Origin of the sequence: Deinococcus pimensis DSM 21231 (assembly GCF_000519345.1) — a bacterium.
GTDB lineage: Bacteria > Deinococcota > Deinococci > Deinococcales > Deinococcaceae > Deinococcus_A > Deinococcus_A pimensis.
Window position 1 is genome coordinate 2,774 of the sequence record NZ_KI912659.1, and the last position, 2,886, is coordinate 5,659.

General features: G+C 71.0%; 2 protein-coding genes. Both read right to left on the reverse strand.

The genetic code is table 11. The features are described 5' to 3' along the window. Positions 1–34: 34 nt before the first annotated feature. The gene (locus DEIPI_RS0116840) at positions 35–1,351 is read right to left on the reverse strand and encodes a Glu/Leu/Phe/Val family dehydrogenase (RefSeq protein WP_045234569.1); all 1,317 of its coding nucleotides are present in this window, start codon (positions 1,349–1,351) and stop codon (positions 35–37) included. Beyond that, on the reverse strand, positions 1,348–2,580 hold the full coding sequence (locus DEIPI_RS0116845) for a Glu/Leu/Phe/Val family dehydrogenase (protein ID WP_027482534.1): 1,233 nt from the start codon (positions 2,578–2,580) through the stop codon (positions 1,348–1,350). Before DEIPI_RS0116845 ends, DEIPI_RS0116840 begins: the two co-directional genes overlap by 4 nt. Positions 2,581–2,886: the final 306 nt, after the last annotated feature.

Consider the following 2,886-nt stretch of genomic DNA (forward strand, 5'->3'; position numbering starts at 1 on the left):
CCCCGCGGCCCTGCCGCGGGGCGCGCGGGCGTGCTCAGGGGTAGAGGCCGCGCAGGGCGCGCGACTCCAGCACGCGCGTGCAGGCCACGATGTACGCGGCGGTGCGCAGCGTGACCTTGTGCCGCTCGGCGACGTCGGCGAGGCTGAGGTAGGCCTCGCGCATGATGCGGTCGAGGCGGTTGTTGATCTCCTCCTCGGTCCAGAAGAAGCTGCTGAAGTCCTGCACCCACTCGAAGTAGGAGACCGTGACGCCGCCCGCGTTGGCGAGCACGTCGGGCACCACGAGGACGCCCTTCTCGCGCAGCAGGTCGTCCGCGGCGGGCGTGGTGGGGCCGTTGGCGCCCTCCACGATGACCTTCGCGGTGATCTTCGGCGCGGTGTCCACGGTGATCTGGTTTTCGAGCGCGGCGGGGATCATGACGTCGCAGGGGACGCTCCAGAAGTCGCCCTTGGCGATCTCCTGCGCGCCAGGCAGCCCGGCGAGCGTGCCGTGCGCGCGAAGGTGGTCGAGCGCGGCGACGGGGTCGATGCCGGCCTCGCTGTACACCGTGGCGGTGACGTCCTGGATCGCGACGACCTTCGCGCCGTGCGACGTGAAGATGCGCGCGGCGGCGTTGCCGACGTTGCCGAAGCCCTGCACGGCGACGCGCGCGCCCTGCATGTCCACGCCCGCCTGACGCATGGCCTCCGCGCCCGTGACGAACACGCCGCGGCCCGTGGCGTCGCCGCGGCCGAGGGAACCGCCGAGGCTGATGGGTTTGCCCGTCACGACCCCCGTCGCGGTGCGGCCGACGTTCATGCTGTAGGTGTCCATCATCCACGCCATGATCTGCGGGTTGGTGTTCACGTCGGGCGCGGGGATGTCCTTGTCGGGCCCGATGATGATGCTGATCTCGCTGGTGTAGCGGCGCGTGAGGCGTTCGAGCTCGCTGTTGGAGAGGGTGCGCGGGTCGACGCGGATGCCGCCCTTGCCGCCGCCGTACGGGAGGTTCACGGCGGCGTTCTTGACGGTCATCCACGCGCTGAGCGCCATGACCTCCGAGAGGGTGACGTCCTGGTGGAAGCGCACGCCGCCCTTGGCGGGGCCGCGGCTGGTGTTGTGCTGGACGCGGTAGCCCTCGAAGTGCGCGACGCTGCCGTCGTCGAGGTGGATGGGCACGTCCACGACGAGGATGCGCTTGGGCCGCTTGAGGGTCTCGACCCAGTAGGCGAGCTTGCCGAGGTAGGGCGTGACGCGCTCCACCTGCTCCAGGAAGATGCCGTACGGCCCGAGGTGCTGCGGGTCGAGGTAGCTGGGAATGGACTGCGCTCGGGCGATGTCTTGGGCCTTCTGGTCGGCTGGCGTGGTCACGGGTACACCCCTCTCAGTGCGGTGGCGTCGTGCAGGCGGTCGAGCGCGAGGGCGTACGCGGCGGTGCGGAGGTCCGTGCCGAGGTCGCGTTTCACGCTGAGGACGGTATCGAGCATCTTGGCGGTGCGGCGCTCCAGGGCGGTGGAGATCTCCTCCTCCGTCCAGAAGAAGCTGCTGGCGTCCTGCACCCATTCGAGGTAGCTCAGGGTCACGCCGCCGTTGCTGGCGACGAGGTCGGGCACGACGGTGCCGGACAGGTAAGGCTCGGCCTCGGGGAGGACGGCGCGGTTGGCGGCCTCCACGACGAAGCGGGCGCGCACGCCGGGCGCGATGCCCTCGCCGAGGGTGCCCCAGTCGGCGGACAGCACGAGGACCGTCACGTCGAGGGTGAGGAGGTGGCCGGGCAGCATGGGGTCGGCGAAGCCGCTGACGCTGCCGGTGAGGTCGCGGTGCGCGACGAGCGCCTCGACGTCGAGGCCGCGCGGGTCGTGGACGGCGCCCGCCTGGTCGGCGACGGCGACGACCTTCGCGCCCTGCGCGACGAGGCGGCGCGCGATGACGCGCCCGACGTCGCCGAAGCCGTGCACGGCGACGCTGACCTCACCGTCGACGTTGTGATCGGCGAGGGTGCGTTCGATGACCTGCGCGGCGCTGCGTCCGCGGGCCTCCTTGCTGCCGAAGCTGCCGCCGAGCGGGATGGGTTTGCCGGTGACGACGCCGGTGGTGGTGGTGCCGCGGTTCTCGCTGTACGTGTCGAGCATCCACGCCATGACGCGCTCGTCGGTGCCGATGTCGGGCGCGAGGACGTCCTCGCCGGGGCCGATGAGGCCGACGAGTTCGCTGGTGTAGCGGCGCGTGAGGCGTTCGAGCTCCGTGACGGAGAGCGTGGTGGGATCCACGTCCACGCCGCCCTTGGCGCCGCCGTGCGGGAGGTCCATCACGGCGCACTTGAGGGTCATGACGGCCGCGAGCACCTCGCATTCGTGGGCGGTGAGGCCGGGCTTGTAGCGCACGCCTCCGGTGGAGGGGCCGCGCGCGATGGAGTGGACGGTGCGGTACCCGCGGAACACCTCGATGTGCCCGTCGTCCATGCGGACGGGGAGGGACACGCTGAGGGTGCGTTTCGGGTACTTGAAGTACGCCAGGGACTGCTCGCTGGCGCGTGCGTAGGGCAGGGCGCGTTCCATCTGCGCCATCAGGCCCTGCCAGGTGAGTGCTGAGGATGTCATTCCGGGTCCTCCGTGTGTGAGCCGCCACATTATACACGCCCAACCAAACAAACGTGCATTAGGCATCTCTATTCACGCCGCTGCATGACGTTGCGGACCGCCCGGGGACCACGAAGCGTCCCGGCGCGGACACGCCGGGACAAGTAGACCACATTCCGCGAAGCTCCCCCGGCAAACCCCGGCCGAGGGCACAGGCCGCCGGGCGATCGTTCAGCTCACCCGGTCCACCGCGCTGCCCGCGAGCTCCTCCAGCTCGGCCCGCGCGGGCGAGGGCGGCAGCACCCGCAGGGCCGCCACCGCCGCCTC

Coding starts and splice junctions, on each gene's coding strand:
- DEIPI_RS0116845 (WP_027482534.1), bottom strand. CDS start 2,580: ATGACATCCTCAGCACTCACCTGGCAGGGCCTGATGGCGCAGATGGAA.